Origin of the sequence: Brevibacterium sp. (assembly GCF_052105255.1) — a bacterium.
GTDB lineage: Bacteria > Actinomycetota > Actinomycetes > Actinomycetales > Brevibacteriaceae > Brevibacterium > Brevibacterium linens_B.
The window spans coordinates 1-26,831 of the sequence record NZ_JBQDYQ010000045.1 but is presented as its reverse complement, the minus strand read 5'-3'; the positions used below and the strand labels follow the sequence as shown (position 1 = coordinate 26,831).

The 26,831-nt window shown below is 63.9% G+C and carries 21 protein-coding genes, 1 tRNA gene and 1 pseudogene; 15 read left to right on the top strand and 8 right to left on the bottom strand.

What is annotated here, in order from left to right:
- A partial coding sequence (locus tag ACTIIH_RS12090; RefSeq protein WP_441452010.1) for a hypothetical protein occupies positions 1-464 on the top strand: 464 nt, incomplete at its 5' end.
- 308 nt (positions 465-772) lie between these two features.
- Here ACTIIH_RS12090 and ACTIIH_RS12085 read toward each other — a convergent pair.
- Complete coding sequence (locus ACTIIH_RS12085; protein ID WP_441452008.1) at positions 773-2,701, bottom strand: AAA family ATPase; 1,929 nt, start codon at positions 2,699-2,701, stop codon at positions 773-775.
- A 762-nt stretch (positions 2,702-3,463) separates the two neighbouring features.
- Positions 3,464-3,856, bottom strand: a complete 393-nt coding sequence (locus ACTIIH_RS12080; RefSeq protein ID WP_441452006.1) for a hypothetical protein — start codon at positions 3,854-3,856, stop codon at positions 3,464-3,466.
- 382 nt (positions 3,857-4,238) lie between these two features.
- On the opposite strand from ACTIIH_RS12080, the pseudogene ACTIIH_RS12075 reads away from it, so the two are divergent.
- The 3 genes and pseudogenes from ACTIIH_RS12075 to ACTIIH_RS12065 form a co-directional block, all read left to right on the top strand.
- Positions 4,239-4,658 (top strand): annotated as a pseudogene (locus ACTIIH_RS12075) (TrmH family RNA methyltransferase); the annotation flags it as partial.
- An 86-nt stretch (positions 4,659-4,744) separates the two neighbouring features.
- A complete protein-coding gene (gene rhuM / locus ACTIIH_RS12070) occupies positions 4,745-5,503 on the top strand; it encodes a RhuM family protein (RefSeq protein ID WP_441452004.1) in 759 nt (252 codons plus the stop codon).
- Positions 5,504-5,672: 169 nt separating this feature from the next.
- Entirely contained in the window at positions 5,673-6,443 is a 771-nt protein-coding gene (locus ACTIIH_RS12065) for a phosphatase (RefSeq protein WP_241241393.1), read from the top strand.
- 81 nt (positions 6,444-6,524) lie between these two features.
- Here the strand turns inward: ACTIIH_RS12065 and ACTIIH_RS12060 are convergent, their stop codons facing one another.
- Complete coding sequence (locus tag ACTIIH_RS12060; protein ID WP_441452001.1) at positions 6,525-7,076, bottom strand: YbaK/EbsC family protein; 552 nt, start codon at positions 7,074-7,076, stop codon at positions 6,525-6,527.
- A gap of 177 nt (positions 7,077-7,253) precedes the next feature.
- On the opposite strand from ACTIIH_RS12060, the gene ACTIIH_RS12055 reads away from it, so the two are divergent.
- Positions 7,254-7,508, top strand: coding sequence for a type B 50S ribosomal protein L31 (locus ACTIIH_RS12055; RefSeq protein ID WP_009375892.1), 255 nt, complete (start codon positions 7,254-7,256; stop codon positions 7,506-7,508).
- A 160-nt stretch (positions 7,509-7,668) separates the two neighbouring features.
- Here the strand turns inward: ACTIIH_RS12055 and ACTIIH_RS12050 are convergent, their stop codons facing one another.
- The 3 genes from ACTIIH_RS12050 to ACTIIH_RS12040 are packed head-to-tail and all read right to left on the bottom strand — an operon-like array spanning position 7,669 to position 9,710.
- Positions 7,669-8,493 carry a PfkB family carbohydrate kinase gene (locus tag ACTIIH_RS12050; protein ID WP_101555989.1) on the bottom strand — a complete coding sequence of 275 codons (825 nt, stop codon included), beginning with the start codon at positions 8,491-8,493 and terminating at the stop codon, positions 7,669-7,671.
- A 45-nt stretch (positions 8,494-8,538) separates the two neighbouring features.
- A complete protein-coding gene (locus tag ACTIIH_RS12045) occupies positions 8,539-9,003 on the bottom strand; it encodes a tRNA (cytidine(34)-2'-O)-methyltransferase (RefSeq protein WP_025778403.1) in 465 nt (154 codons plus the stop codon).
- Between the two features lie 38 nt (positions 9,004-9,041).
- Positions 9,042-9,710 (bottom strand): class I SAM-dependent DNA methyltransferase, encoded by a 669-nt coding sequence (locus ACTIIH_RS12040; RefSeq protein ID WP_441451999.1) that lies wholly within the window; start codon positions 9,708-9,710, stop codon positions 9,042-9,044.
- A gap of 245 nt (positions 9,711-9,955) precedes the next feature.
- Here ACTIIH_RS12040 and ACTIIH_RS12035 point away from each other — a divergent pair, with 245 nt between their 5' ends.
- The 6 genes from ACTIIH_RS12035 (at position 9,956) to metX (ending at position 20,159) form a co-directional block, all read left to right on the top strand.
- Entirely contained in the window at positions 9,956-11,629 is a 1,674-nt protein-coding gene (locus tag ACTIIH_RS12035) for an HNH endonuclease (RefSeq protein ID WP_441451998.1), read from the top strand.
- A 51-nt stretch (positions 11,630-11,680) separates the two neighbouring features.
- Positions 11,681-12,517, top strand: a complete 837-nt coding sequence (locus ACTIIH_RS12030) for a porin (protein ID WP_441451996.1) — start codon at positions 11,681-11,683, stop codon at positions 12,515-12,517.
- A complete protein-coding gene (locus ACTIIH_RS12025) occupies positions 12,507-14,132 on the top strand; it encodes a DNA polymerase Y family protein (RefSeq protein ID WP_101555992.1) in 1,626 nt (541 codons plus the stop codon). The genes ACTIIH_RS12030 and ACTIIH_RS12025 overlap by 11 nt, the downstream gene beginning before the upstream one ends.
- Positions 14,133-14,178: 46 nt before the next feature.
- Positions 14,179-17,628, top strand: coding sequence for an error-prone DNA polymerase (locus ACTIIH_RS12020; protein WP_441451994.1), 3,450 nt, complete (start codon positions 14,179-14,181; stop codon positions 17,626-17,628).
- Positions 17,629-17,800: 172 nt separating this feature from the next.
- Complete coding sequence (locus ACTIIH_RS12015; protein ID WP_441451992.1) at positions 17,801-19,123, top strand: O-acetylhomoserine aminocarboxypropyltransferase/cysteine synthase family protein; 1,323 nt, start codon at positions 17,801-17,803, stop codon at positions 19,121-19,123.
- Position 19,124: 1 nt separating this feature from the next.
- Positions 19,125-20,159: a homoserine O-acetyltransferase MetX gene (gene metX / locus ACTIIH_RS12010; protein WP_101593476.1), complete on the top strand. Its 1,035-nt coding sequence runs from the start codon at positions 19,125-19,127 to the stop codon at positions 20,157-20,159.
- Positions 20,160-20,301: 142 nt separating this feature from the next.
- Here metX and ACTIIH_RS12005 read toward each other — a convergent pair whose 3' ends face one another.
- A complete protein-coding gene (locus tag ACTIIH_RS12005; protein WP_101593478.1) occupies positions 20,302-22,341 on the bottom strand; it encodes an acyl-CoA dehydrogenase family protein in 2,040 nt (679 codons plus the stop codon).
- Positions 22,341-22,949, bottom strand: coding sequence for a TetR/AcrR family transcriptional regulator (locus ACTIIH_RS12000; RefSeq protein ID WP_101555997.1), 609 nt, complete (start codon positions 22,947-22,949; stop codon positions 22,341-22,343). Before ACTIIH_RS12000 ends, ACTIIH_RS12005 begins: the two co-directional genes overlap by 1 nt.
- A 58-nt stretch (positions 22,950-23,007) precedes the next feature.
- Between ACTIIH_RS12000 and ACTIIH_RS11995 the strand changes: the two genes are divergently transcribed.
- From ACTIIH_RS11995 to ACTIIH_RS11980, 4 genes are all read left to right on the top strand, one after another.
- The gene (locus ACTIIH_RS11995; protein WP_101555998.1) at positions 23,008-24,297 is read left to right on the top strand and encodes an acetyl-CoA C-acetyltransferase; all 1,290 of its coding nucleotides are present in this window, start codon (positions 23,008-23,010) and stop codon (positions 24,295-24,297) included.
- Complete coding sequence (locus ACTIIH_RS11990; RefSeq protein ID WP_441451989.1) at positions 24,294-25,646, top strand: 3-oxoacyl-ACP reductase; 1,353 nt, start codon at positions 24,294-24,296, stop codon at positions 25,644-25,646. Before ACTIIH_RS11995 ends, ACTIIH_RS11990 begins: the two co-directional genes overlap by 4 nt.
- Positions 25,643-26,494 (top strand): MaoC family dehydratase, encoded by an 852-nt coding sequence (locus tag ACTIIH_RS11985; RefSeq protein ID WP_441451988.1) that lies wholly within the window; start codon positions 25,643-25,645, stop codon positions 26,492-26,494. The genes ACTIIH_RS11990 and ACTIIH_RS11985 overlap by 4 nt, the downstream gene beginning before the upstream one ends.
- A gap of 84 nt (positions 26,495-26,578) precedes the next feature.
- Positions 26,579-26,666, top strand: a tRNA-Leu gene (locus tag ACTIIH_RS11980).
- Positions 26,667-26,831 lie beyond the last annotated feature (165 nt).

Sequence of the window (26,831 nt, the reverse complement as noted above, 5' to 3'; positions counted from 1 at the left end):
CAAGCAACTGGCCCCCGAGCTCACGATTGACGGCCCCCAACAAGACGGATATTCAAGCAGGCGCTAACGATCGGCGGCGCGACGAGAGAACTCACCGACGTGAGCTCGCATTGCGGTGGAGTGACCGCGTTGCGCAATTGGAGACGGCGACACACGCACTCCAGCGCGAGACTCTCTTGGCACTGCAAGACGCCCTACAGGAGGTGGCGCGTCTAACTGGTAAGACGATGCACTTCGATCACATGCAGGCGCGTTCTGGCAAGTACACCCAACTCCCCGAAGATCTGAGTGAGGCGATGCATGTAGCCGAAATTGAGGTTTCCCAACTGGCGGCTAGGGTGCTGGACCCTCAAGTACGGGCTGCGGTCAAAGAATTCAGCGAGATTTCGACTCGCTTGTCAGTGTTGTCCACCGATTTGCGGGGCCTCACGGGCCACACGCTAGAGAACCATATGGTTGCCTAATGGCAGGAGTTTGGGAATGGATCTACTTCCGTGTCTCAGACTATCGGGGAGGCTTTGCGCAGTGAAATTGGCTGGCGGCCCGACACTCCGATTGACTGATGCGAGTCTGGCAGCGGTGAAGAAGTACGCGGTTGCCGACTGTCGGTTGAAGTCAGTTGATGAAGTGGTGCACAACCGCGTGCTTGCAGAAAATGACCGAAGGACGGCTGTTCGATTGATTCTTTCGTCGGAAGTCACCTCGATGGGATGCCGCCATTCCTACGCATAGGCCCCGAACGGCATTTGGTCACTTTTCCTGGTAAGTCCGACTAACGTCCGTTTGCGATGCGAACTAAGCTCCTCATGTTTTCGATCGGCAGGGATATCTGGCGACCAGGTTCTTCATTGCAACTTGTTGAAGCAAGGGCGTATGTTGCGGCATTCTTATTGCCTACGCCCTGACCGGTCTTAACTAGGGCAGCAAGCGCATCATTCCAGCTTGGCCAGTCATTGTTGATGCTAGTCTCAAGCGTGTCGTCGACAGCATGAAGTTCAGGCGATAGCGCTCCGATTGGATAATCCCGCTCGTCTAAGTTGAAGTAGCGTTGCAGGGCACGGTTGTCCTTGACATGATTGCGCACGGCCTGCTTGATAGCCCTGTTGTTCTCTTTAATCTTATCGGGATTCGTCTCATGCTTTTTCTTCTCGACCATACGAGCTTCGCAGCCAGAATCATTGTCAAAAACAATCATGGTCGGAATGTTTAGTTCACTTAGAATTGCGTGAGGAATGTACAGGTGTCCTTTGCCTTGTGCTGCAGCGACAGCAATACCGTCTGCTGAAAGGTGTTTGGAACGCGCTGCAATTCCTTCGAACACGGCCTTATCGTCATCGCCTTCGACCAGCATCACGGCATCGGCGAAGAGCGCTTCAGAAAGATGCTGATTGCAAACCATCTCCCACCGAGCCGTCACGACTTTTGAATCGACGTAACCCGTCAATTTGGATGCGACTGCATCGAGCTTGGCGTGTGAGATCGTAACCTCCGCATGTTGATCCGGGGCAGCGACACTTCGTCGAACTCGCCGAATCTCATCGAAATATCGCGCGTTTACGAAATACGGCGAATGCGTCGCATAGGTAATCTGCAAGCCATTGGAAAGATCACTCGCTAGCGCTCGAAGAACGCTTGAGAACGCGCGAGCCTGAGTGGGGTGTTGGAAGAGCTCCGGCTCTTCAATAGCTAGGCAAATGACGCTCTCGGAATCCTCACTGGCGGCCTTACTTGCCAGCAACTTCAAGCTGGAGATCAATAAGGCTCGTTGGAATCCATGACCCTGTCGGTCAACATCAGTCTGAGTCAGCTGATCCCTGACTGTCACTCGGATTCTTGACATTTGAGGTTTCAGTTCAGGTTCCTCGGCCGACAATTGAATTTTGCGACCAGTGGTAAACGCCTCGATTTCACTGCTTAGGTCAGCGCCGAGTGTCTCAAGCTGCGAACTGAGATGCTTTCTGGAGATTGCTTCACGACGAGTAGCCACCTCGGTGGCGAGTTGAGAGTACGCCTCGTCGGCAGCCGCTCGATCAACCGTCTTTTCAAGAATGCGACTGATAATCGTGCCTCTGGAATCTTGACTTTCCTCATTAGCGCGAAGATCTGCGGTTACTAAGACGAAATCGAAAATTCCCGACAGAACATTTTGCCCATTGAATCCAAATAGGTAATTACCACCTGATTCGGACTCCTCCAGTTGCTCAGGATGATCACGTTCCCAGTCATCCATTATTGACTCAATCTTGGCGGCAGACGACCACTTGGGGAGATCTAGATCGGGGTGATCTTCGAGAAGTTGTAGCCAGGCCAACTTCTTGGGGCCAGCGCCGACCGCACTTCGTACGACCTCGAATGGTGGAAAAGCCAAGGCGTTTCCGGTCATCTTGTCTTGACCGTTGGACCACGTGCGCCAAGCAGTGAAAGTACTAGCGCCCGGCGGAGCATACTTGACGCCCAGCGCCAGGCGGTCTGCGCTGGTCAAAGCATCAAAGGTGACTCGTACTCGAACGCGCGATTCGCTGCTTCCCGACCAGACATCCTTCTCGTCGATGACTCCACCATTGAAGAACCAGTCCAACGCACGAAGCACCGAGCTTTTTCCAGCACCATTCGGTCCGATGAAGGTCGTAATCTGGCTGAAGTCGACCTCAATCTTGTTCAAGCATCGAAAGTTCTCAATTCCGACTGATTTGATACGCATACCTACCGCCTTTGGTCTGTTCCACCGATTCGCTGGTACGTCCTCCGTTGAGTTCGTCGGGCTCCGTTCCAATCGACTTCTTTGTGCGGCAGATGCCGGATGTGGTGATTGAAGCTCAGTGTAGTACGAGTGCTCAGTTCCAGTTGACGTGTGTAGACCGAGGTCTCCGGTGCGCTGTTCAGCGTTTCGCGGTCGGATCTATTCGGGTTCACGAATTCAGCTTGTTCGACCAACCAGGTGGTGGATGTCGTGTGTTTGCCTGCTCGGAAGAGTGCCTGCACGATTCGCCAACGCATCTCTGTGCGAGCTGATTGCCGATCGGCTGTATGCAAGATGTTGAACCCTCTCAGGCAGTACGCACCAACTGTAACCGTAAAGCTCAAGGCATCTGCTGCCGACGTAGGCCAGGTCGAAAGTCGGGCGGTCTCGTCAGCGCACCCAAAGCTCGATCCCAATCTAGTGGTACATCGTTCGACTCGACTTGGACTAAGTGCGACGCGAAGTGCGCCAGAGTCCGTATTCAGCAATCTTGGACTTCTCCGATAAAAACAAATAAAGGGGGCATGCCATTGGCCGAGGCTGTGCTCGATGCAACTTATCGCAAGGGCGCAGCATGGGCGTTTAGCATGACGGCACTCTGGGTTAATGCGATCACGGTGTAAACATACGGGTGCAGGGCTCAGGCACTAAGCGAGAACACTCCGTCATCAACTGTCGGTGAGAGTCGAGTTGCGAATATTAACGGCAGCAAGTTCGTCACGGTCATTTCGAAGCATGAGAGGACCCTGGTATTTCCGTCTCGCTGGCCAGAGCGTCATCTACAACTCTTCTGATCTGCGTTGCCAGGTCGTCAACGAATTGCTGACATTTCGCCATTGCGATCGGGCCGTCGTTCTCCTGACGGCACTCGGCCAGACGACCAGCGTCTATTGGGATCTGTTCGTGATGCCCGGACGGGGAACTGACTTCAATGTACGCGTCTTTCTCGTTCGGTCCGCAGGCTCCAAGCTGCAATTCGACCGGGGAGTCCCACGAGATGCGGGCGGCCCGCATCGCAGCATTGCCGAAGTTGGCCGCACTCATGTTGAACATGCTGCCGATCATCGGTGTTACCTTCTCTCTGTTGGTCGCCGATGAGTGAGCGAGAAAAGTCACTGGTTCCATCATCAAGCCCATCGAGCCCGAAGTTCAATTGCACTCGGCTTCGAGGTTGATTGAGTCGCACGCGGAGTGAATTGCCACTGACGGTCGGAACGGACGGCAATCGGCGAAGTCGACACGAACATTTCCGGTACAGGCAAGCGCAAGCGTCTAGAACCTCACTGCGCGCCTGCCGACAGACGAGCCTACGCCATCTGCTAAAATCAATAGGCGAAGGCCGTTGTCATGAACACACGTGAATCGCTGAATGTCGATGGTCTTTATGGGTTATGTGATGGATGTCATTGCCAATCCTTTTGGCTCCACCTAATGATAGAGTCTTATATATAAGACCAGATCAGAGGGTGTTTTCGGCATGCGGAGCGTCAATGGACACCACACGAACGTCGGTGCCATCTTCCGCTCTGCGGCAGCATTCGGCGCCGATGCCGTGCTCGTGACCCCGCGCTGTGCCGATCCGCTCTACCGCCGGTCGATCCGCGTGTCGATGGGCACGGTCTTCCAAGTCCCATGGACCCGCGTCGAGTCCTGGCCCGCCGGGATCGCTGAGCTCCAGGACGCCGGATTCCATGTGGCGGCTCTGGCGCTCGATGATGATTCGGTGAGCCTGCGCGAGTTCGCCGCCACCGCACCCGAGCGCACCGCTGTCGTCTTCGGCACCGAAGGCGACGGACTGAAGAGATCGACGATCGCCGCCTGCGACTCGACCGTGATGATCCCCATGAGCGGGGGAGTCGACTCCCTCAACGTTGCGGCCGCCTCGGCGGTCACCTGCTTCGCCCTGCAGGACGAGTGAGTCGTGTCATCAGCGCACTCTAACGTGTCCTTACGAGCAATTCGATTGAGCTGTATACGACCGCTGACGGTGACACCGCGCTCGAGGTGCGCACTGATTCCGATACCGTTTGGCTGACACGGCATCAGCTTTCGCATCTGTTCGGACGTGATGTGAAGACGATCGGCAAACATATCAACAACGCTCTGCGGGAGGAACTCGACGGTGAGCCAACTGTCGCAAAATTTGCGACAGTTCAAAAAGAAGGCGCCCGAACCGTCACACGTATGGTTGAGCACTACAGCCTCGACATGGTCCTGTCGGTGGGATTTCGAGTGAAGTCGTCGGAAGGAGTGCGATTTCGCCGTTGGGCAAACGATGTCCTTCGTCGCTATGCGATCGAAGGAGCCGCCGTCAACCAACGGCGGTTGTCAGAATTGGGAAAGATTGTCAGCGTGCTGACGAGGTCGCAGGACGAATTGGTTGCGGGGGTTGCCGACGTACTGTCAACGTACCTGCCAAGTCTCACCATGCTCAGAGATTATGACGAAGGAAACTTGTCGTCGAAATCGAGCTCCGTGCCTGGATGGGAATTGACCCTGGAAGAAGCACGCAGAATCATCGGCGGACTGTCATTGGCATTTCCCGACGATAAATTGCTGGGGAGGGAACGAGGCGATGCGCTAGGGGCGGTCATCGGGGCGATCTATCAGGGGTTCGGAGACCACGAACTCTATCCGACCGTCGAAGAGAAGGCGGCCCACTTGCTCTACTTCGTCGTCAAAGACCACCCCCTCTCCGACGGCAACAAAAGCGCAGCGCCGCGGCGCTGTTCGTCACCTTCCTTGACCGCAACGGCGCGCTGATCGACCCCGATGGCAACGGGCGAGTCGACAACAATGCGCTGGCAGCGATGACGCTGCTGGTCGCGATGAGTGAACCTTCCGAGACGGAACTGATGATCGCGCTCATCATCCGTATGATCGTCTCGGAAAGACAGTGATCATTCCCGCAGTCATGACGGAGAGGACCCCAGTGGACCGCAGCACCCTAGCCCATGCTCTTGAAGCCGGACGGATCACCGGAGAGGTTGGCACCCCCAGGGAGAACAACCTCTCTCACATCCACCGGTTCCTCGACCAGGAGCGGCAGTTCGACTTCGGTGTCGAACTCACCCATGACTGGGACTATGACTCGGTGTTCGCGCTCATGGTTGAGCGCTGCGGCCTGCGGCCCGATCCCGAGTTCGTCGAGGGCGTGGACACGATCTCCACCGATGCCTGCATCGACGCGCTCGAGAAGCTCGCCGAGGCGGTCGGCGAGGTCGCGCACGCCCGAGGCCGGATCCTCTTCGCCACCGGCCACCCCGCAGGGCTTCTGCCCGTGCATATGGCAATTGCCGCCGCAGCAAAGGACGCCGGCGCCGTCATCGACACCCGTGATCACTTCATCCCGGTCCCGGAGATCGGCGGGGACGTCCGACAGATCAACAACGTGTGGACCTGGCACCTGCACGGCGGAAGTCCGCACACGCACCTGGCCGAACCGATGCATGCGCTGCTCGACGATTTCGCAGCCCGCGGCGGCAACGCCCCAGACCTCGTCGTTGCCGACCACGGGTGGGCCGGAGCCGCGTCGAGCAGGGGATTGCGGTCCATCGGCTACGCCGACTGCAACGATCCGGCGCTCTTCGTCGCAGAGGCGCAGGGTCAGATCGAAGCGACCATCCCGCTCGACGATGACGTCGTCCCGAACCTCTACGCCCCACTCATCGACTACGTCATCGAGCGTGCGGGACTGAACTGACCGACGGCGCTCGGCAGACGGGGAGCATCGGACCGACAGGCGGTGCTGGACCGACTGTCGATGCCGGACCGAGCGACTCGGTCAGCCGATCTCGGTGGCCAGGTCCTCGATCACCTCGGCGCCGGGCAGGGACGCGAGTGCGGAACCGGAGAGAATCAGCTTGGAACCGCGGATACCGGAACCGATGATGAGCTCCTCGGCCGCGGCGACGCGGGAATCGATGAGCACCCGGTAGTTCTCCGGCAAGCCGATCGGCCCGATGCCGCCGTACTCCATCCCGGATTCGTCTACGGCCCGCTCGAGCGGCAGGAACGAGGCCTTGCGGACATCGAGGAGTTTCTTGACCCGTTTGCTGACGTCGGCGCGGGTGTTCGCCAGCACCATGCATGCGGCGATGCGCTCCTCACCGCCGCGGGAACCGGCAACGAGGACGCAGTTCGCCGAGGTGGCCGGGGGCAGATCCGTGGCATCGAGGAGAGCCGCAGTGTCCGCGATCTGGGGATCGATGGCGAAGACGTCGACCTCGCCGGAGACCGTCGACAGGGCGGCGGCCGTCGATTCGGCCATGAGCTCCGGAGCGGTGGCGGCGGGCTGGAGAGTGAACTGAGCGGAGAGTCGTTGCTTCGTGGTCATGGCCACAGTTTAGGAGATCCGTGTCGAATCGCTTTGTCCGGGCTCATCAGTTAGAATCGAATGTCGCTCCGTGTCCGGTTCCTACGGTTCGGAGCGTGTCCAGCAGACGAATTCGGGCACTGGCAGATGAGTTCAACTCATATCAGGCGCCTGAAAGAATTCAGCAGAGGTAAGAAAATGAAGAAGGACATCCACCCGGAATACGCCCCGATCGTGTTCAACGATCTGGCTTCCGGCACCAAGTTCCTCACCCGCTCCACCGCTAAGAGCGACAAGACCATCGAGTGGGAAGACGGCAACACCTACCCCGTGATCGACGTCGAGATCTCGTCCGCTTCACACCCGTTCTACACGGGCAAGCAGCGCATCCTCGACTCCGCCGGCCGCGTGGAGAAGTTCAAGGACCGCTACAAGGGCTTCGGCAAGCGCTGATCTCGGGCGTTCTCCCAACAGCTTCATACAGATTGCCCCGCACACCGAATCGGTGTGCGGGGCAATCTGCTGTCTGCAGGTCGACTGGCTCTGATGCGACGTCCCGACTGTGACCGGTTGCGTCCCCGCGGGGACGCAACCAGTCACAGCACGGCCATGATCAGTCGACGGTGACTGAGACCTCGGAGGAGGGGCTCACCCGTGCCGCCGGGTGGTAGAGCGAGGCGACTCCGGTGGCATTGTCGAGGCAGTTCGCGATTCCGTGTGCGACCTTCTCCTTGGCGGAGACGACGGCGTCCTTGATGTCCAGACCGGTGGCGATGCCCGCCGCGATCGAGGAGGCGAACGAGCAGCCTGCCCCGTTGACGAGCTTGTCATTGACCTTGCGCGAGCGCAGAGTCGTCACGGTCTCACCGTCGAAGAGGATGTCGATGGCATCGTCCCCGGCGAGGCGCGCCCCGCCCTTGACGACGACGTTCTTCGCGCCCTGCCCATGGATGATCTTCGCGGCCTCGATCATGCCCTCGACGGAGTCGATGGGGTCGACCCCGGCCAGAGTGGCGGCCTCTTCGAGATTCGGGGTGACGACGGTGGCCAGGGGCACGAGGTTCTCGACGAAGAGATCCTTGAGATCGACCATGGTGCCTGCGCCCTTGCACACGAGCACAGGATCGAAGACGTACGGCAGATCATTGGTCTTCAGCTCTTCGGCGAGGACCAGTGCCGAGTCGACGGAGCCGAGCATTCCGGACTTGATGGCGGTGAATTCGTGCACGGCCAACGTCGACTCGAGCTGGCGGTTGACGACCTCGGGTTCGATGAATTCGAGGACGTGGGCGAATCCGTCATTGGGATCGAAAGTGACGATGCAGGTGACGACGGCAGTGCCGAAGGCACCGTATTCGTCGAACATCTTCAGATCGGCTTCGAGTCCGGCTCCTCCGGAGACATCGGATCCGGCGACGGTGAGCACCTTTGCGGTCATAGTGGTCCTTTCAGGTAAAGCGTTCGCGAAGAATTCTACGCGGGTTCAGGCGCCCGTGTAGCCGTGTTGGCGCCAGGCTTCGTAGATGGCGATGGATGCCGAATTCGCCAGGTTGAGCGAACGGCGTGCCGGCAGCATCGGGATCCGCACCGTCATATCCACATGGTCGTCGGTGACGACCTCATCGGGCAGTCCCGTCGACTCGCGTCCGAAGAGGAGGACGTCTCCGTCTTGGTACTCCACCTCGGCGAAGGAATTGTCCGTATGCGTGCTGAACGCGATCACCCGACGCTCACCGAGGCGGCTCCACAACTCATCGATCGATGGATGGACGGTGACATGAGCGAGGTCGTGGTAGTCGAGACCGGCTCGGCGCAGCTTCGCGTCGGAGAGGTCGAAGCCGAGGGGCTCGACGAGATGGAGATGGGCTCCGGTGACCGCGGCGAGCCGGATGGCGTTTCCGGTGTTGCCGGGGATCTCGGGAGTGTGGAAGACGATGTCGATATTCATATCCCTCTCATCTTCTCACCTCCTTCCAGGGAAGGACCTCATCGGCCGTCCCGGCGGACGAGGACGTAGCCCTGCCTGGTCGCCTCCGGGAAGCGGCCGGCCCGGTCGGGTTCTCGTTCGAGACGGGCGGCAGGGGTGAAACCATGCGGTTCGAGGGCGGTGAGAACGTCATCGATCGAACGGCGGTGGAAGTCGAGGTCGACGTCGAAGCCGGCGAGATCGGAGAAGTGATCGACCCGGTCGCCGAGCTGAAACGCCAGCTGGAACCAGCCGCCCGGACGGAGGACACGGGCCGCCTCGGCGAAGGCGAGGGCAAGCGCGTCCCCGGGGACGTGGATGATCGAGTACCAGGCGACGAGACCGGAGAAGGACTCATCGGCATAGGGCAGAGCGGTCATCGACCCGACATCGAACTGATGCGTCGGATAGAGGCCCTTCGCGAGTTCGATCATGGCAGGGGAGAGGTCGAGTCCGCGCGGTTCCAGCCCGAGGGCGCCGAGGAACGTGGTGATGCGACCGGGCCCGCAGCCGATATCGAGGACCTCCGCCGAGCCGGTGCCGAGGACGAGCTCGGAGTACGCCCCGAGCACGGCTCGGTCATGAGGTTTCGCAGTGAGCTCATCGGCGACCCAGTTCGTGTAGGTCCGGGCGATCGCATCATAGGAATCACGCGTGGCCGCCTCGCGGGTGCGGGGTTCGTCAGTCATGACGTCACCCTACCCGTCGGCACTGACATGGCAGGCAAGAGCCAGTTCGGCAATCTTCGGGACACACGTGATCAGGCTCGGTCACCGCAGAAACGAAAATCAATCGAACCTCAGCGGTGATTCATTTCTGACGATTGCCTTCGCTCGAATTCTCGTGTCAGTGCCGAATCCTAGAGTGGAGGCACGGTTGGTGGTCATGGGGATCGCCGGACCGGAGGGCCGACGGGCCGCGGGAGGGGAGCACCATGAGAGACGATGAGCCGATTGCAGCGGAGGCGGCCGACCTCGCAGGGCTGAGTGTCGATCCGAAGGACTATGGAGGGGCTGACGCCGACGTGGACCCCAGCACCCTCACCTGTGAGCAGATCGTGACGGATATCCGGCGCAACATCTCATGCATCTCCTTCTGCCACGCTCGCGTGATCACCCTCATCGACGAGGTCGAGAGGCGGGGACTGTGGGCGGAGTGGGTCGGTGTGAAGACCCTGACCGAGTGGGTGATGCATGTGGCGTCGGTGAGCATGCACACGGCTCGCGAGTATGTGCGCGTGATGAGGGCGCTGCGGGAGATGCCGAAGGTGAAGAAGAGTCTGGCGGGCGGTGATGTCAGCTTCTCAAGGGTGAGGGAAGTGACCCGACTGGGGGAGCGGATCGGCGACGATGAGGCGCTGCGTCTGGCCACCCTTGCCACCGGCAGCCAGATCAGCCGGATCTCGCAGAACTACCAGCAGCTGGCCGACAAGATCGACAACGGCCCGTTCCCGCTGTACCTGGCTGAGGACAGTGTGAGCATGCGTCAGGTGGCACCCGGTCGGACCCGGATCACGATCGAACTCGAGGAAGACGATGCCGCAGAGGTCGCCGCGATGCTCGACGCCGCCCGCCAGGTTCTCGAACGTCCCGTCCATGACGGCAGTTCCGATGAGGAGGGGGCTGCGGGCGAAGGTGGTAAAGAGGACGAGCCTCCTTATGAGCCGGTCTCCCAGGTCATGTGCCTGATGGAGATCATCCACGCCTTCCCCCGTGCCGAACCCGCGAGTTCGATCGACGCCGATCGTGCCCGACTGCTCGTCCATGCCTCCGCCGAGGTGATCACTCGCAGCGGCGCCACGGTGGAAGCCGCGTCCGCGTTCAAGCCCCCTCTGCTCAGTATCCCCGCAAGGCCAGCAGCCGACACCGGCGTCCCCGCGGGGACGAAAGGCGAACCGGACGGTCCGGCGGAAGAGGGGATTGAGTCGGACCGTCCGGCAGGAGCCGAGGGAAACGTCCCCGCGGGGACGTCGGGCGGACGGGCGGAGGCGACCTGCCGGGCGGATACGACCTGTCGGATCGAAGGGTTCGGCGGCATCACTGCGGCGACGGCGGAGCGCCTGAGCTGTGAGGCGCTGATCAGCGGGGCGATCAAGGACGCCGGAGGCGACGTCCTCATGCTCGGGCGCTCGAAGCGTCTGGTGAGCAGGCGACAGCGAATGGCGCTGAGTGTGCGTGATGTCTGCTGCCAATTCCCCGGCTGCCGAGCCCGCAGGCGATGCGAGGCTCACCATATCCGCCCCTGGTCGCAGGGCGGGAGGACCGATATGGACAATCTCATCCTGCTCTGTCGCCGACATCACACCGTGGTGCACAAATATCAGCTGCGCATCGAACGCACCGGAGCGGACTTCGCCGGAGCGATGCGCGGTCCCGCTGCCTTTGCCTTCTCCCTGCCCGACGGTTCCCAGCTGCTTCCTCTGGAGAGTCGAGCGAGGGGGCGGATGATGTTCAATACAGCGGTTCGCGTCGCCCAGGTCAAGAAGATCACGGAAGCGGCCGATCCCGGCACCGTCGGCGGCGGTTACGGCTTTGACCTCGGCCTCTGTATCGCATGGATGTTCGAAGCCGAATGGCGACACGCCCGGGAGGGCAGAGCTGTTGTCTGAGCTGTTGTCTGAATCTTGCCAATTTAGAACACCTGTTCGATAATGGATGTCATGTCAGCAGCACCGGTCATCGAACAGCTCAGTCGGGAGACGGGGATCTCCACGGCTGCGGCGCTGTTCGATAAGATCCCACCCCATCCGGTGGATCCTGTGCTCTCTCCGCTGTTCCGGCGCGGCGGTCTGCCGCGCGGCGAACTCGTCACCGTCACCGGTGAGCTGTCGCTGAGCTGCGGTCTGGCGACGATCGCTGCGGCGACCCGGGAGCAGAAGTGGTGCGCCGGCATCGGGCTCGGCGAACCGGCCGTGTCCTCGATCGCCGACCTCGGCGTCGACCTCGACCATTTCGTCAACCTCGCGACCCCCGGCGAGGACTGGCTGCGGGTGGCTTCGATCCTCATCGAATCCTTCGACATCGTCCTCGTCGACCCCGGCTTCGCCCCGAGCGCTTCGGAACGGGCCCGACTCCTGGCGAAGATCCGCGAACGGCGGATGAGCCTCATCAGCCTCCGTCCCATGTCCGGCAGCACAGAGCAGATCGAGATCGCCGACACCCGCTGGTCGGGTGCCGAACACGGCCGCGGACGCCTGCAGTCCTGCCTCGTGCGTGCCCGGTCGCAGACGGGAAGCCACCGGTTCCTGCTGCCCGGACCGTCGGGAACTCCCGCCAGCGTCCCCGCAGGGACGCTGGAAGTCGTGACAGGCGGCGTCCCCGCGGGGACTGCGAACGCTGCAGCCGAAGCACGCACTGCCCCGGCCACAAGCCCGGACACAGATCCGGACATGGACACGGATCCGGACATGAGGACAGACCCGGGCACGGATACAGCCGACGATCCTCGGTGGTCGACGATCACACAGCTGCGGCAGGTGATCAGCCATGTCGGATGAGTCCGGCCGCACCCTCGTGCTCACCGTGCCCGACTGGCCGGCGGTGGCCGCTGCGGTCGAACACGACATCGCACCGGGCCGCCCTGTCGCGGTCCTCCACGCCGGCAAGGTCATCGCAGCCAATGCTCCGGCCCGTTCCGCCGGCATCACCGCCGGGAACAACAAACGCGCCGTGGGATACCGCTGCCCGGAAGCCCGCGTCGCGGTCTGGGACGAAGAGGCGGACAACCGACATTTCAGTGCCGGGGTCGGTGCCCTCGACAACCTCGTCGCCCGGTTCACCCTGCTCAGCCCGGGAACATTGGCGATTCCTCTTGACTCGCTCAGGCACGGCTACACCGACGAAGCCGATGCCGTCGAGACACTGGTCTCGGCTCTCGTCGATGACACAGGGTGGGAGTTCTTCCCCGGAATCGCCGGCACCGTCTTCGCCGCGGTCCTCGCCGCCGGGCAGGCGCGCCGGGTCGAACCCGGGCAGACCGTGGACTTCCTCTCCGCCCAGCCGATCACCACCCTGGAATACGCCGGCGCCGAGGCGACCGCGCTGATCGAGGTCTTCTGGCAGCTGGGGCTGCGCACCCTCGGTGACCTCGCTCGCCTGCAGACCACAGACGTGAACGCACGCTTCGGTGCCTTCGGTCGACATCTGCACGAGCTGGCCTCCGGGCGGGCAGGAGCCCCGCTCGCCGATCATGTCCGCGGCGAACAGCTCGACGTCGAACTCGATCTCGATGCCCCGACGACCCGCAGCGACACCCTCGGCTTCCTCGCCCGCCAGCTCGGTGCCGATCTGCTGGCCAAGGTGCGCAGACAGGGGCTGGTCTGCACCCAGATCACGATCGAACTCGATGCCGCAGCCGGCCAGTCCTCGTCCCGGACCTGGCGGATCGAGGATATGCAGGAGAACGCGATCGCCGACCGTCTGCGGTGGCAGGCCGAAGGCTGGCTGGCAGGAGTGGGCCGGGGTTCTCGTCCGGGACAGGATCCCCGCACGGCACAGCCCGACCCGCAGGCACTCGACATCGTCGACGAGCCGGCTCCCGACGCCGAGGACTTCTCCGACGACGGCATCATCGCGCTGCGTCTCATCGCAGCCGAACTGACCACCCCGATCGGTGCCACGCGCAGTCTGTTCGACGAGAACACCGGGCAGATCACCCATACGCTCGAGCGTCTGCAGGGGCTGTTCGGTCCCGATGCCGTCCTGGTTCCGGGCCTCCAGGGCGGGTGGGACCCCGCCGAGACGAACCTGTGGACCCCGTGGCAGCAGGCGGCCGTCCCCGAACGCAGCCCTGCCGCACCCTGGCCCGGGGCCCTGCACGCACCCCGTCCGACGACCGTCGAGCACTCCGCCGTCGACGTGCTCGCCGCGGACGGCTCTCCGGTGGAGGCTCGCCCCTCGGGGCTGGGGGCGGTGCCGGCGACGATCAGATTCCCCACCGGGCAGACCGAGGCCATCACCGACTACTCCGGTTCCTGGCCCATCGAATCCGGATGGTGGGATCCGAACCGAGCCGTCTACCGCACCCGGCTGCAGGTGGTCACCGATGCCGGCCGTGCCTTCCTGCTGAGCAAAGAGCACGGTCAGTGGTACCTCACCGGCCGTTACCGCTGACCGGCAACCTGCTGACCAACGACCCCACCTGAGAGGAGGAGACCCGATGGGATTCTCGAACCCGCGCACACCGTGGTCGAAGCTGGCGCGCCGCCTCGAAGGCAAGGACACCCCGTCCTCCCCGGCGGACAAACAGCCTGCTGGCGAGAACCCGGCAGGAAAACAGCCTGTCGACAAGCACGCCGACGGCTCCGATGCCCCGGCGTTCTCCCGTCCCGACCGCTACCAGGTCTCGGTCGGCCCCGGCGGTTCGGACGGCCGCGGCCGCTATCAGGGCCCGACAGGCGCCGGCAGCGCTCAGAGACCGAACCTCGGACCGCTGCTGCGTCAGAGCAGCGTGGACTGGGCGGAGCTGCATGTGCATTCCCAGTTCAGCTTCCTCGACGGAGCCTCCGACCCCGAGGAGCTCGTCGCCGCCGGTGCCGCCGCCGGGCTGAGCTCCCTGGCGCTGACCGACCACAACGGGCTCTACGGTGCCGTCCGCTTCGCCCATGCCGCCGCCGAGGTGGGGCTGGACACCGTGTTCGGCTCCGAACTGTCCGTGGGGTTGACCGAGAAGATCCCCGGCCAGACCGACCCCGATGCCACCCACCTGCTCGTCCTCGCCCGCAGCGTCGAGGGTTACCACCAGCTCTCTCAGATCATCACCGAGGCGAACCTGCGCGGTGAGAAGAACCGTCCGCTCTTCGACCTCGCCGAACTCGCGGCCGAGGACGGAGACTGGATGATACTGACCGGCTGCCGCAAAGGACCGCTGCGACGAGCGTTGGGCGACGACGACGGCGGGCTCAGCGCTCTGCGCGAACTCACCGCACTCTTCGGACCCGACCGGGTCGCCGTCGAACTCAGCCGGGACGGAACCCCGGATGACGACGAGAGGCTGCGCCACCTCGGCGATCTGGCCCAGCGGACGGGACTGCCGATCGTGGCCAGCAACGCCGTCCACTTCGCCACCCGCGCCCAATGGAAGTCCGCGCAGGTGAGGGCCTCGGTGCGGTCGCGGCTCTCGCTGGATGAACTGGCCGGGTGGCTGCCGGCGACGGCGAGCGCACGCATCCACACCGGCGAGGAGATGCTCGCACGCTTCCCGCGGCAGGCTCTGGGCAATGCGGCGCGGATCGGGCGGGACTGCTCCTTCGTCCTCTCCTCGGCCCGGCCCGACCTGCCGAAGGCGCCGATGCCCGATGAGACCGAAGGGGAGACCTATCTGCGCGGCCTCATCGCCGAACGCGGACGGCATCGCTACGGAACGAGAGCCGAGAACCCCCGAGCCTGGGAGCAGCTGGACCGGGAGATGGACATGATCGCGCAGCTGGGGTTCTGCGGATACTTCCTCATCGTCTTCGACATCACCGAATTCTGCCGCCATATGGGCATCTTCTGCCAAGGGCGGGGATCGGCGGCGAACTCCGCGGTCTGCTACGTCCTGGGCATCACCGCCGTCGACGCCGTCAAACACGGGCTGCTCTTCGACCGGTTCCTGTCCCCGGACCGGAAGGGGTACCCGGACATCGACATCGACATCGAATCCGGCCGCCGCGAAGAGGTCATCCAATACGTCTACGACCATTTCGGCCGCGACCGCGCCGCCCAGGTTGCCAATGTCATCACCTACCGGGCGAAATCGGCCATCCGGGACGCCGCTTTCAGCCTCGGCTACGCCCCCGGCCAGCAGGATGCGTTCTCGAAGTCGAGCAACCGGTGGTCGAGCCTGCCCGATGCCGAGGACTCCCCGGTGCCCGCCCCGGTGCTCAAGGTCGCCGAGGATCTGCTCGGCTCACCGCGCCATCTGGGCATCCACTCCGGTGGGATGATCCTGGCCGACCGTGCCATCGGCGAAGTCGTGCCGATCGAGAAGGCGACGATGGGCCACCGCACCGTCGTCCAATGGGACAAGGACGACTGCGCGGCCATGGACCTGGTCAAGTTCGATCTGCTCGGTCTGGGCATGCTCACCGCCTTGCATGAGATGGTCGGCCTCGTCCACCGCCACACCGGGGTCCTCATCGACCGAGCGGAGATCGATGACGACGACGCAGCCGTCTACGAGATGCTCTGCCGTGCCGATGCCGTCGGGGTCTTCCAGGTCGAATCCCGCGCCCAGCTGGCGACTCTGCCCCGACTGCGGCCGGAGACGTTCTACGATCTGGCCGTGCAGGTCGCGCTCATCCGCCCCGGCCCCATCCAGGGCGGCTCCGTCCATCCCTACATCCGTCGCAGGCAGGGCCTCGACGAGGTCGAATACCTCCATCCGCTGCTCGAGAAGTCCTTGGCCAAGACCTGTGGGGTGCCGCTGTTCCAGGAGCAGCTGATGCAGATGGCCATCGACGTCGGCGGGTTCACCGGGGCCGATGCCGACCGGCTGCGGCAGGCCATGGGCTCACGTCGGTCGGAGAAGCGGATGGCCGAACTCGCGGAGAAGTTCCGGACAGGTGCCCTGGCCCGCGGGGTCGCCGAGGACACTGCCGAGGCGATCTTCTCCACCATCGCGGCCTTCGCGAACTACGGGTTCCCCGAATCGCATGCCATCAGCTTCGCGAACCTCGTCTATCAGTCCGCTTGGTTCAAATACCACCACCACGCGGCCTTCACCGCCGGACTGCTGCGCAGCCAGCCGATGGGCTTCTACTCCCCGCAGTCCCTCATCGCCGACGCCCGCCGGCACGGGGTGCCGATCCTGCCCGTCGACATCCGATGGTCGCAGGCGGCCACGGATCTCGAACGGGTCGACCCCGGAAGGCCGGGGCACACCATCGCCGAGGCGGGGGCCGGGGACGGGGGCACCGCCTCGGCGGGGGAGCTGGGGATCCGCTTGGGACTGGACACGGTCGCCCATGTCGGCTCCTTCGCCGAGGTGATCGTGACCGAACGTGACAACGCACCGTTCACCTCGGTGGCGGATCTGGCCGAACGCACCGGAATCGGAAAGCAGGCCCTGGAATCGCTCGCCACGGCTGGAGCCCTGTCCGGATTCGACCTCGACCGACGGCAGGCGCTGTGGCTGGCCGGGGGAGTCGCCGGTGCCCATCCGGGACTGCTGCCGGGAACGGCGAGCGTGGACTCGGCCCCGAGCCTGCCGGCCATGGACGCCTTCGATACGACCCTGGCCGAACTCTTCTCCACCGGGATCACCGTCGACGGCTACCCCACACAGATGATGCGCGAGACGCTGAGCGCCCGCGGATACTCATCGACCGCGGATGCGGCGCGTGCGGCGGACGGAACCCGGATGACGGTGGCCGCGATCGTCACCCACCGGCAGCGCCCGGCGACCGCCTCGGGGATCACCTTCATCAACCTCGAAGACGAATTCGGGATGCTCAATGTGGTGGCCACGGCGGGGCTGATGAAACGCTTCCGTACGGTCGCGACCTCCCGCAACGCCCTCGTCGTCACCGGGCTCATCCAGCGTGGGGGAGACGTGGTCAGCCTCTACGCGCACAAACTCATTCCCCTCGAAGTGCAGCTGCCGACGAAGGCGCGGAACTTCCGCTGATCGTCGGTGCCGCACACGTGACAGCGGCACGACACGGTGTGACGAAACATGACACATGATGACGCCAACATGACACACATGCGGGTGCAAGCCGGCGAAAACGATGACAGTAGACACATCACATCGACCTCGACCGACAACACCGCCACCGCACTCACACAGGAGAGTCACCATGACCCAAGCATTCGAAACCCGCCAGATCCATGCCGGACAGGTCCCCGATCCGACCACCGGTTCGCGCGCCCTGCCCATCCACCAGACCACCTCGTTCGTGTTCAACGACGTCGACCACGCCGCGGCGCGCTTTGCGCTGACCGACGTCGGCCCCGTCTACAGCCGCCTGACGAACCCGACAAACGAAGTCGTCGAGAACCGCATCGCCGATCTCGAAGGCGGCGTCCACGCCGTCCTCACCGCCTCGGGCCAGTCCGCGGCCTTCCTCGCGATCACGAACGTCGCCGGAGCCGGCGACCACATCGTCGCGAGCTCCAGCCTCTACGGCGGAACCGTCAACCTCCTCGACGTCACCCTGCGCAAGCTCGGCATCGACACCACCTTCGTCGACGTCGACGACCACGAAGCATGGAAGAACGCGATCCAGGACAACACCAAGATCCTCTTCGGCGAGGTCGTGTCGAACCCGCGCTCAGACATCCTCGACATCGAAGCGATCGCCGGAATAGCCCATGAAGCCGGTGTGCCGCTCATCGTCGACAACACCCTGGCCAGCCCCTACCTCGTGCGTCCGATCGAATTCGGCGCCGACGTCGTCCTCCACTCCGCCACGAAGTACATCGGCGGCCACGGCAACTCCGTTGCCGGAGTCCTCGTCGACAGCGGCAACTTCGACTACGGCGCACAGCCGGAGAAGTTCCCCGGCTTCAACGAACCCGACGCTTCCTACAACGGACTCGTCTTCGCCCGCGACCTCGGCGCCGACGGAGCTTTCGGAGTGAACGTGTCCTTCGGACTCAAGGCCCGCGTGCAGGGCCTGCGCGACCTCGGACCCTCGCTCAGCCCGACGAACGCATTCCTGCTGGCCCAGGGCATCGAGACCCTGAGCCTGCGCATCGAACGCCACGTGGAGAACGCGAACAAGGTCGCTTCCTACCTCGAAGCCCACGAGCAGGTCGACCGTGTCGCCTACGCCGGACTCGAGTCGAGCCCCTGGAACGGCCTAGCCAAGAAGTACCTGCCGAACGGTGTGGGTTCGGTGCTCGCCTTCGACATCGCCGGCGGATACGACGCGGCTGTGGCCTTCGTTGACGCCCTCGAACTGCACTCGCTGGTGGCGAACATCGGTGACGTTCGTTCGCTCGTCATCCACCCGGCTTCGACCACGCACGCTCAGCTCGACGAGGAAGCTCAGAAGGCCGCCGGAGTCAACCCTGCCCTGGTGCGTCTGTCCGTGGGCATCGAAGGCGTCGACGACATCATCGGCGACCTCGACAAGGGCTTCGCGGCAGCAGCGGCGAAGGCGCAGACCGCGGCCTGAGATGACCATCCAGAGCACTTCCGTCGAACGGATCCTGGGCTTCGGTACGGACTCGGGGCACACCTTCGGCACGGTCGAGATCGCCTATGAGGCCTTCGGCACCCTCAACGCCGACCGGTCCAATGCGATCCTCATCGAGCATGCTCTGACCGGCGACACCCGCGTCACCGAATGGTGGGCGGGTGTCGTCGGCCCCGGGGAAGCCGTCGACACCGACAAGTACTTCGTGGTGTGTGCGAACTCCCTCGGAGGCTGCTCGGGAACGACCGGGCCGCAGTCGTCCTATGATGACGGCCTGGCCTACGGCTCCCGATTCCCTCGGGTCTCGATCCGCGACATGGCACGCCTGGAGCATAATCTCGCCCAGATCCTCGGCATTGACTCCTGGGTCGCCGTCATCGGCGGATCCATGGGAGGTGCGCGAGCGCTCGAGTTCGCTCTGTTGGATTCCAGGAAGGTCCGCAAATGCGCGGTCATCGCTGCACCGGCCTTCTGCGAAGCCGACCAGATCGCCTGGGCGATGATGCAGGAGCGTGCGATCGAACTTGACGCCGACTACTACTCCGGAGACTATTCGGCCGTCGGCAGCTTCCCTGGTCATGGTCTCGGACTGGCCCGGCAGATCGCGCACCTGACGTATCGCAACGATGCCGACCTCAATGAACGCTTCTCCCGTCGGCTGCGTTCGGAGGACTACTACGAGGTGACCTCGTACCTGGATCATCAGGCCAAGAAGCTCACCGCCCGGTTCGATCCGCACAGCTATATCGTGCTCACACGTGCCCTGCGCGACCATGATGTGCGCCGAGGTCGCTCCTCCGACCTCACGGTCGCACTGGCCGACGCCTGCACCGACAACCTCGTGGTCTCCGTGTCCTCGGATCGGCTGTTCCCGCCGGAACAGGTGGGCATCCTCGCCGAGGCGCTGCCGGGGAGAGTGCGACACCACATCATCGACTCCCCGGTCGGCCACGACGGGTTCCTCACCGAGACAGAGAAGATCTCCGCGGTGCTCGCCGACTTCCTCACCGACTGAGACCGAGGGGGTTCTCAGACGATCACAGGCGTCTGACAGGTCCACCGGCGGCCGCAGACACCGTTCTCCCCAAGCACCAGAAGACCCCCGCAGACCGTTCGCTGCGGGGGTCTTCTGGTGGGCCCGGATCACGGGCCTGCGGTCACCGTGCGGCGGCCTTCGCTTTCTTCTTCGCGGCCTTGCGCAGCTGCTTCTCGTCGATTGGGAAGTCCTGGCGAGCTCGCGCCCGGCGGTAGTAGTCGGCGGCCTCGGCCTGACGCTCGGCTTCGACACCGGAGGCGATGGTGGCCCGACGGTGGACATCCGAGTAGCCGAATGCCGAGACGAGGTCGAGGGCGTTGGCCGCGAGCTTCTGGCACAGACGGTTCAGCGTCTCGTTGATCTGGCGTGCACGCGACATCGGCAGGCGACCGTACATGAGGTGCCAGGCCATATGCTTCTCGATCAGTCCGAGACCGTAGGTGTCACGCAGACGACGGAAGGCCTTGGCCTGATCGGCGTCGGTCTGCTCCTTCATCTTCTCGTCGAGTGCCTTCCACTTCTCGAGCTCGACATAGGCGCGTGCCATCTCGATGAGCTCATGCTGGTGGACGTTGAACAGATCGGCCGCCTGCGCGGCCGGCATCTTCGTCGCAGGCCGCAGCGCCTGAGCGACTCCGGCGACCATGACCTCCAGACGCGTTTCGAGCAGGGTCCGCTGCAGGCGTCCCGACCTGATCCGCTTGTCGCCGAGGTTCGGGGTCAGCGCATCCGAGATCGCCCGTCCGGCATTGGCCAGACCGGTGCGGTAGAGCGTATGTTCGGCGGCCTGGGTGCCGATGAAGCGGGCGGCTCCGCCGACGTCGAGGTTCGCGAAGTCCTTGGCATAGTCGCCGAGGAGGCGCTTGGCCACGAGCTGCAGCAGCACCGTATTGTCGCCTTCGAAGGTGACGTAGACGTCGAGGTCGGCGCGCAGCCCCACGAGGCGGTTCTCCGCCATGAATCCGGCACCGCCGCAGGCCTCACGGCATTCCTGGATGACGTCGAGCGCCATCCAGGTCGAGTCGGCCTTGAACGCAGCCGCCCGGGTCTCGAGCAGAGCCCGGTTCTCGTCGGAGTCATCGGCTCCGGCGAAGACCTCTTCGAAGGAGGTCAGCAGCTTCTCGTGCGCGAACGCCGAGGCATAGACGGCGGCGAGGGCCGGCATGAGGCGACGCTGATGCTGGCCGTAGTCGAGCAGAGTCGTCTCGGCGTATTCATCGCCGGCCGTGAACTGCTTGCGCTCGAGTCCGTAGCGCACGGCGATGTCGAGGGCGATCTTCGATGCGACCACGGAGGCGCCGTCGAGTGAGACCCGGCCCTGGACCAGGGTGCCGAGCATCGTGAAGAAGCGGCGTCCCGGCGATTCGATGGGGGAGGAGTACGCGCCGTCGGCGGTGACGTCTCCATAGCGATTGAGCAGGTTGGTGCGTGGGATCCGCACGGAGTCGAAGGCGAGGCGACCATTGTCGACTCCCTTGAGTCCGCCCTTGTAGCCGTCGTCTTCGATCGAGACTCCCGGCATCGGCTCACCGGCCTCGTCGCGGACGGGCACGAAGAAGGCATGCACCCCGTGCTTGACACCCTTGGTGATGAGCTGAGCGAAGACGACGGCGGCCCGGGCATCGCGGGCGGCGTTGCCGATGTACTCCTTCGTTGCGGCCCGGAAGGGGGTCTCGATGACGAACTCTTCGGTTGCCTCATCGTAGGTGGCGGTGGTCGCCACGTTCGCCACATCGGAGCCGTGCCCGATCTCCGTCATCGCGAACGAACCCAGCAGCCGGCCGGACTGAGCGTCGAGCAGCCATTTCTGATGCTGCTCCTTATTCCCGAGGTGGAGGATCGCGCCGCCGAAGAGTCCGAACTGGACGCCGGCCTTGATCTGGAGGCTGGGGTTTGCGGTCACGGTCTCTTCGAACCCGGCGACGTTCGTGGCGTGTTCGTTCTTTCCGCCCATCTCCGGTGACAGCCCTGTCATCGGCAGTCCGGTCTCGGCCATCATCATGACCCCGTCGAGGGTCTTCGCCCGTGCGGTGTCGAGATCATCGGCCGGATCGTCATGGGTCGACGACGCTTCGGCCAGGGTCCGCCCGAGTCGGCGAGCTTCTGCCCACTGTCCGTCGAGGACGTCGTTGATGGCTTTCGGGTCAAGAGACAGCTTCATTATTCTACTCCTCGTTGTTCGGGCAGGGTTGCCCAGAGCCAATGGGTGATGGTGGTGGCGAATTCCTCGGGCCGGTCCGGTCGGGACAGCCACGTCTCAGTGGCGGCGCGCACGAAACCGATCGCTCCGGCCGACCACAGCCGAGCCTGCTCCCCGCTCAGGCCGAGGCGTTCGGCCAGCTGCCCGGCAACGGAATTGAAGAAACCGCCGGTCTCCTCGGGCGCGAACCGGTTGACCGCGGTGTCGCAGAAGCGATACACGTTCGGAGAATTCGCGGCGAGCGTGACGAATGCGCGGATCATCGCGGCCAGGGACTCCTGCGCCGCGGCTGAGCCCTCGCCCTTCGCCGAGGCGGCCGCGGCCTCATCGAGAGACCGGACGATGACGCCCATCGCCCATTCGCCCATGGCCGCCTGCAGACCTGCCCGGTCGGTGAAGTATCGGTAGAGCACCGACTTCGACGTCCCGGTCGCGTCCGAGATCTGGTCCATCGACATGTCGTCGCCGTACTCCTCGACGACGAGCCGCACGGAACGCAGAAGTTCGCGACGACGCTCATTGCGATGCTTCTGCCATCTCGTCGAGCGACCGTCTGTGATCGATTTCATGTAACCGACAGTATCAGGTACTGTCGGTATCGGCTAAATCAACCACTCGGAGGTGCACATGTCCGCTCCCAACAACCGCGCCGTCATCCTCGGCGGCAATCGAATTCCCTTCGCCCGCTCGAACAAGCAGTACGCGAAGGCCACGAACCTCGATATGCTCACCTCGACCATCGACGGGCTCGTTGCCCGCTTCGGACTGGCCGGAGAGAACATCGGCGAGGTCGCCGGAGGTGCAGTCCTCAAGCATTCGAAGGACTTCAACCTCACCCGGGAAGCCGTGCTCGGCTCCGCCCTGGCACCGACGACGCCCGCCTTCGATCTTGGTCAGGCCTGCGCCACCGGCCTCGAAGCCGTGGTCAGCCTCAACAACAAGATCAACGCCGGGCAGATCGAATCCGGAATCGCCTCGGGCGTGGATTCGACGTCCGACGCTCCGATCGTCATCAACGATTCGATGCGCGAGATCCTCCTCGAGCTCACCCGTGCGAAGACGATGGTGCAGAAGGCGAAGATCGCCTCCCAGATCCGCCCCGCCTACCTTGCACCGCAGGCTCCGAGCACGGGCGAACCGCGCACGGGCTTGAGCATGGGCGAGCACCAGGCGATCACCACCGCCGCCTGGGGCATCAGCCGGCAGGCTCAGGACGAACTCGCCGTGGCCTCCCACAAAAACCTCGCCGCGGCATGGGAATCCGGTTTCTTCGATGACCTCACCACCCCGTACCTCGGGGTCAGCCGCGATACGAACATGCGTGCCGACTCGACCGTGGAATCCCTGGCGAAGCTCAACCCCGTCTTCGGCAGGAAGCTCGCCGCCGAGGCGACCATGACCGCCGGCAACTCGACTCCGCTGACCGACGGCGCCTCCTCGGTGCTGCTGGGCAGTGAGGACTGGGCCGCCGAACACGGATTCACCCCGTTGGCGCGCCTTGTCGATGCCGAAGCAGCCGCCGTCGATTTCGTCGACGGCGACGAAGGTCTGCTCATGGCCCCCGCCTACGCAGTTCCGCGGCTGCTGGCCCGCAACGGGCTGACCTTCGACGACTTCGATGTCTTCGAGATCCACGAAGCATTCGCCTCCACTGTGCTCTCGCACCTGGCCGCCTGGGAATCCGAAGAGTTCTGCAAGGACAAGGCCGGACTCGATGCGGCACTGGGCACCATCGACCGCGACAAGCTCAACCCGCTGGGCTCGAGCCTGGCCGCGGGTCACCCCTTCGCCGCCACCGGCGGGCGGATCATCGCCAGCACCGCCAAGCACCTGAAGACCACCGGCAAGAAGCGCTCCCTGGTCTCGATCTGCGCCGCAGGCGGACAGGGACTCACTGCGATTGTGGAGGCAGCATGAAAGACACCTATCTCTCCCTCGTCAACGGACCGCTGAAGCAGGTGGCCAAAACCCTCGGCCTGCCGCAGCCGGTGGAACTCAACCGCTTCGGCTCCACCCCGGCGTCCTATGAGAACAAGCCGGTCCTCGTCCTCGGCACCGGTGCGGGAGCCCAGGGGCTGGCCGATCAGCTGCTGGAGAACGGACTCGAGGTCCGCCGCAACGCCCAGACCGGGGAGAAGCTGCGGGCCGTCATCGCCGTCCTCGACGACGCGCAGTCCCCAGCCGACCTGTCACCGGTCGTCCTCGAGATCGGCGCCGCCCTGCGTTCACTGGCCGCCTGTGGCCGAGTGATCACCATCTCGACGGCACCGGATGCGCAGAGCCAGACACCGGAGCAGGCCGCCACCGCCCAGGGCATCACCGGCTTCACCCGGTCGGTCGCCCACGAAATGCGCGCCGGCGCCACAGCCAACGGAATCCTCCTCGACGGCGTCGACCTCACCGCGCCCTCGGTGACAGCGGCGCTGTGGTTCCTGCTCTCCGGCAAATCCGCCTATGTCTCCGGTCAGTTCCTCACGGTGTCTTCGGATGCCGGGCAGCGGCTGAGCCTAGACGAATTCATGTCCACCGGTGACGCCGGCCCGCTGGCCGGACGCACCGCCGTGGTCACCGGTGCCGCACGCGGAATCGGAGCCGCGATCGCCGAGAACCTCGCCCGCGACGGCGCCTACGTCATCGGCGTGGACATGCCGCAGGCCGGGCAGGCGCTGGCGCAGGTGATGAACCGGATCGGCGGCAAGTCGCTGCAGCTCGACATCACCGCAGCCGATGCCCCGGACAAGATCACCGAGGCGCTCGGGGCACCCGTGGACATCCTCGTCCACAACGCCGGCATCACCCGCGACAAGATGCTGGCGAACATGGACGCGGCCAAATGGGATTCGGTCATCGCCGTCAACATCGCCGCGCAGACGATGATCAATGCGCGCCTCTCGGAGAAGGGACTCTTCGCCGACGGCGCCCAGATCGTCTCCCTGGCCTCGACCTCGGGAATCGCGGGCAACCGCGGCCAGACGAACTACGCGACTTCGAAGGCCGGAGTCATCGGACTCACGGCCGCCTCGGCGGAGGACTTCGGCGCCCGCGGGGGAGCGATCAATGCGGTGGCGCCCGGGTTCATCGAAACGGATATGACCGCGAAGATGCCCACCCTCACACGCCAGGTCGCGCGCCGGCTCTCCAGCCTGCAGCAGGGCGGTCAGCCGGTCGACGTCGCCGAAGCCATCGGCTTCCTCGCCTCCAGCGGTGCCCGCGGCATCAACGGGCAGACCCTGCGCGTCTGCGGTCAGAACATGGTGGGTGCATGATGGCGGATTCGATGCTTCCCGTCTACGCCCGTGCCCTGCTCAAGACGCTGCCGGTGGGACCGCGCACCGGTCCGGAGCTGCCGGACCATGCGATCGATCGCAGCATTCCGCTCGAATCGGTCGCCTATGCGGGCTTCGCCCATGTCGTCGGTTACGGCTTGAGCGATATCGTCCACCCCGGCTATCTGCACATCCTCGGCTTCCCGCTGAGCATGCAGCTGCTGGCCGACCCCGAAGTGCCGCTGCCGATGATGGGGATGGTCCACATCCACAACCGCGTCGACATGCATTCGCAGGCCCGCCTCGGCGAGGTCGTGGATTTCCACCTCGAGCTGGCCGGTCCCTTCGAGCACACGAAGGGCACGACGATCGAGGTTCGGCTCGAGGCGAAGGTCGACGGTCGTCCCGTGATGGACGAGGTGTCCACGTACCTGGCCAAGGGGCGCAAGCTCTCCGGAGCCAAGCCGAAGGCGCAGGTTCCGCACCTCGAGTTCACGGCGCCGCAGCCCAGTGCCCTGTGGCGTCTGGATCCGATCATCGGTCAGCGCTATGCGAAGGTCTCCGGTGACTACAACCCGATCCACCTCAACGGTCTGGCCGCGAAGGGATTCGGATTTCCGCGGCAGATCGCCCATGGGATGTACAGCGCCTCCCGGGCGTTCTCGGCGATGGATCCGCGGCTCGAGTCCTACCGCTGGGATGTGTCCTTCGCGAAGCCGATCCTGCTGCCCGGCACGGTCGGCTATGCGCTGACCGAAGGGCGTCGTCACGAGGCTGCGCAGTCGGCCGTCTTCGACCTGAAGAACGGCAAACCGCACGTCCTGTCGCAGGTGGCACACCTCGACTGATGGCGTGATAAGTGCAGTGCGTCACAAAAGCCGATTTCGATTTTGCGACACCGTTTCGCGCATGTAGAGTTATCTCTGTTGCCAGCGCGAGTGGCGGAATTGGTAGACGCGCTAGCTTGAGGTGCTAGTGCCCAACTTATCGGGCGTGGGGGTTCAAGTCCCCCTTCGCGCACAACGAGGAGACGGCCTCCGGATTTCGATCCGGGGGCCGTTTTCGCATTCAGGAGTCGGAGTCGTCTGCGGCACGGGGGCATCCGGCTTCCACGGGTCGAAAGTTCATACGCCGCGCCCTGTCAAGCTGTTTGGAGTCACTCACGCTGCTAGCGTGTCTATCTCT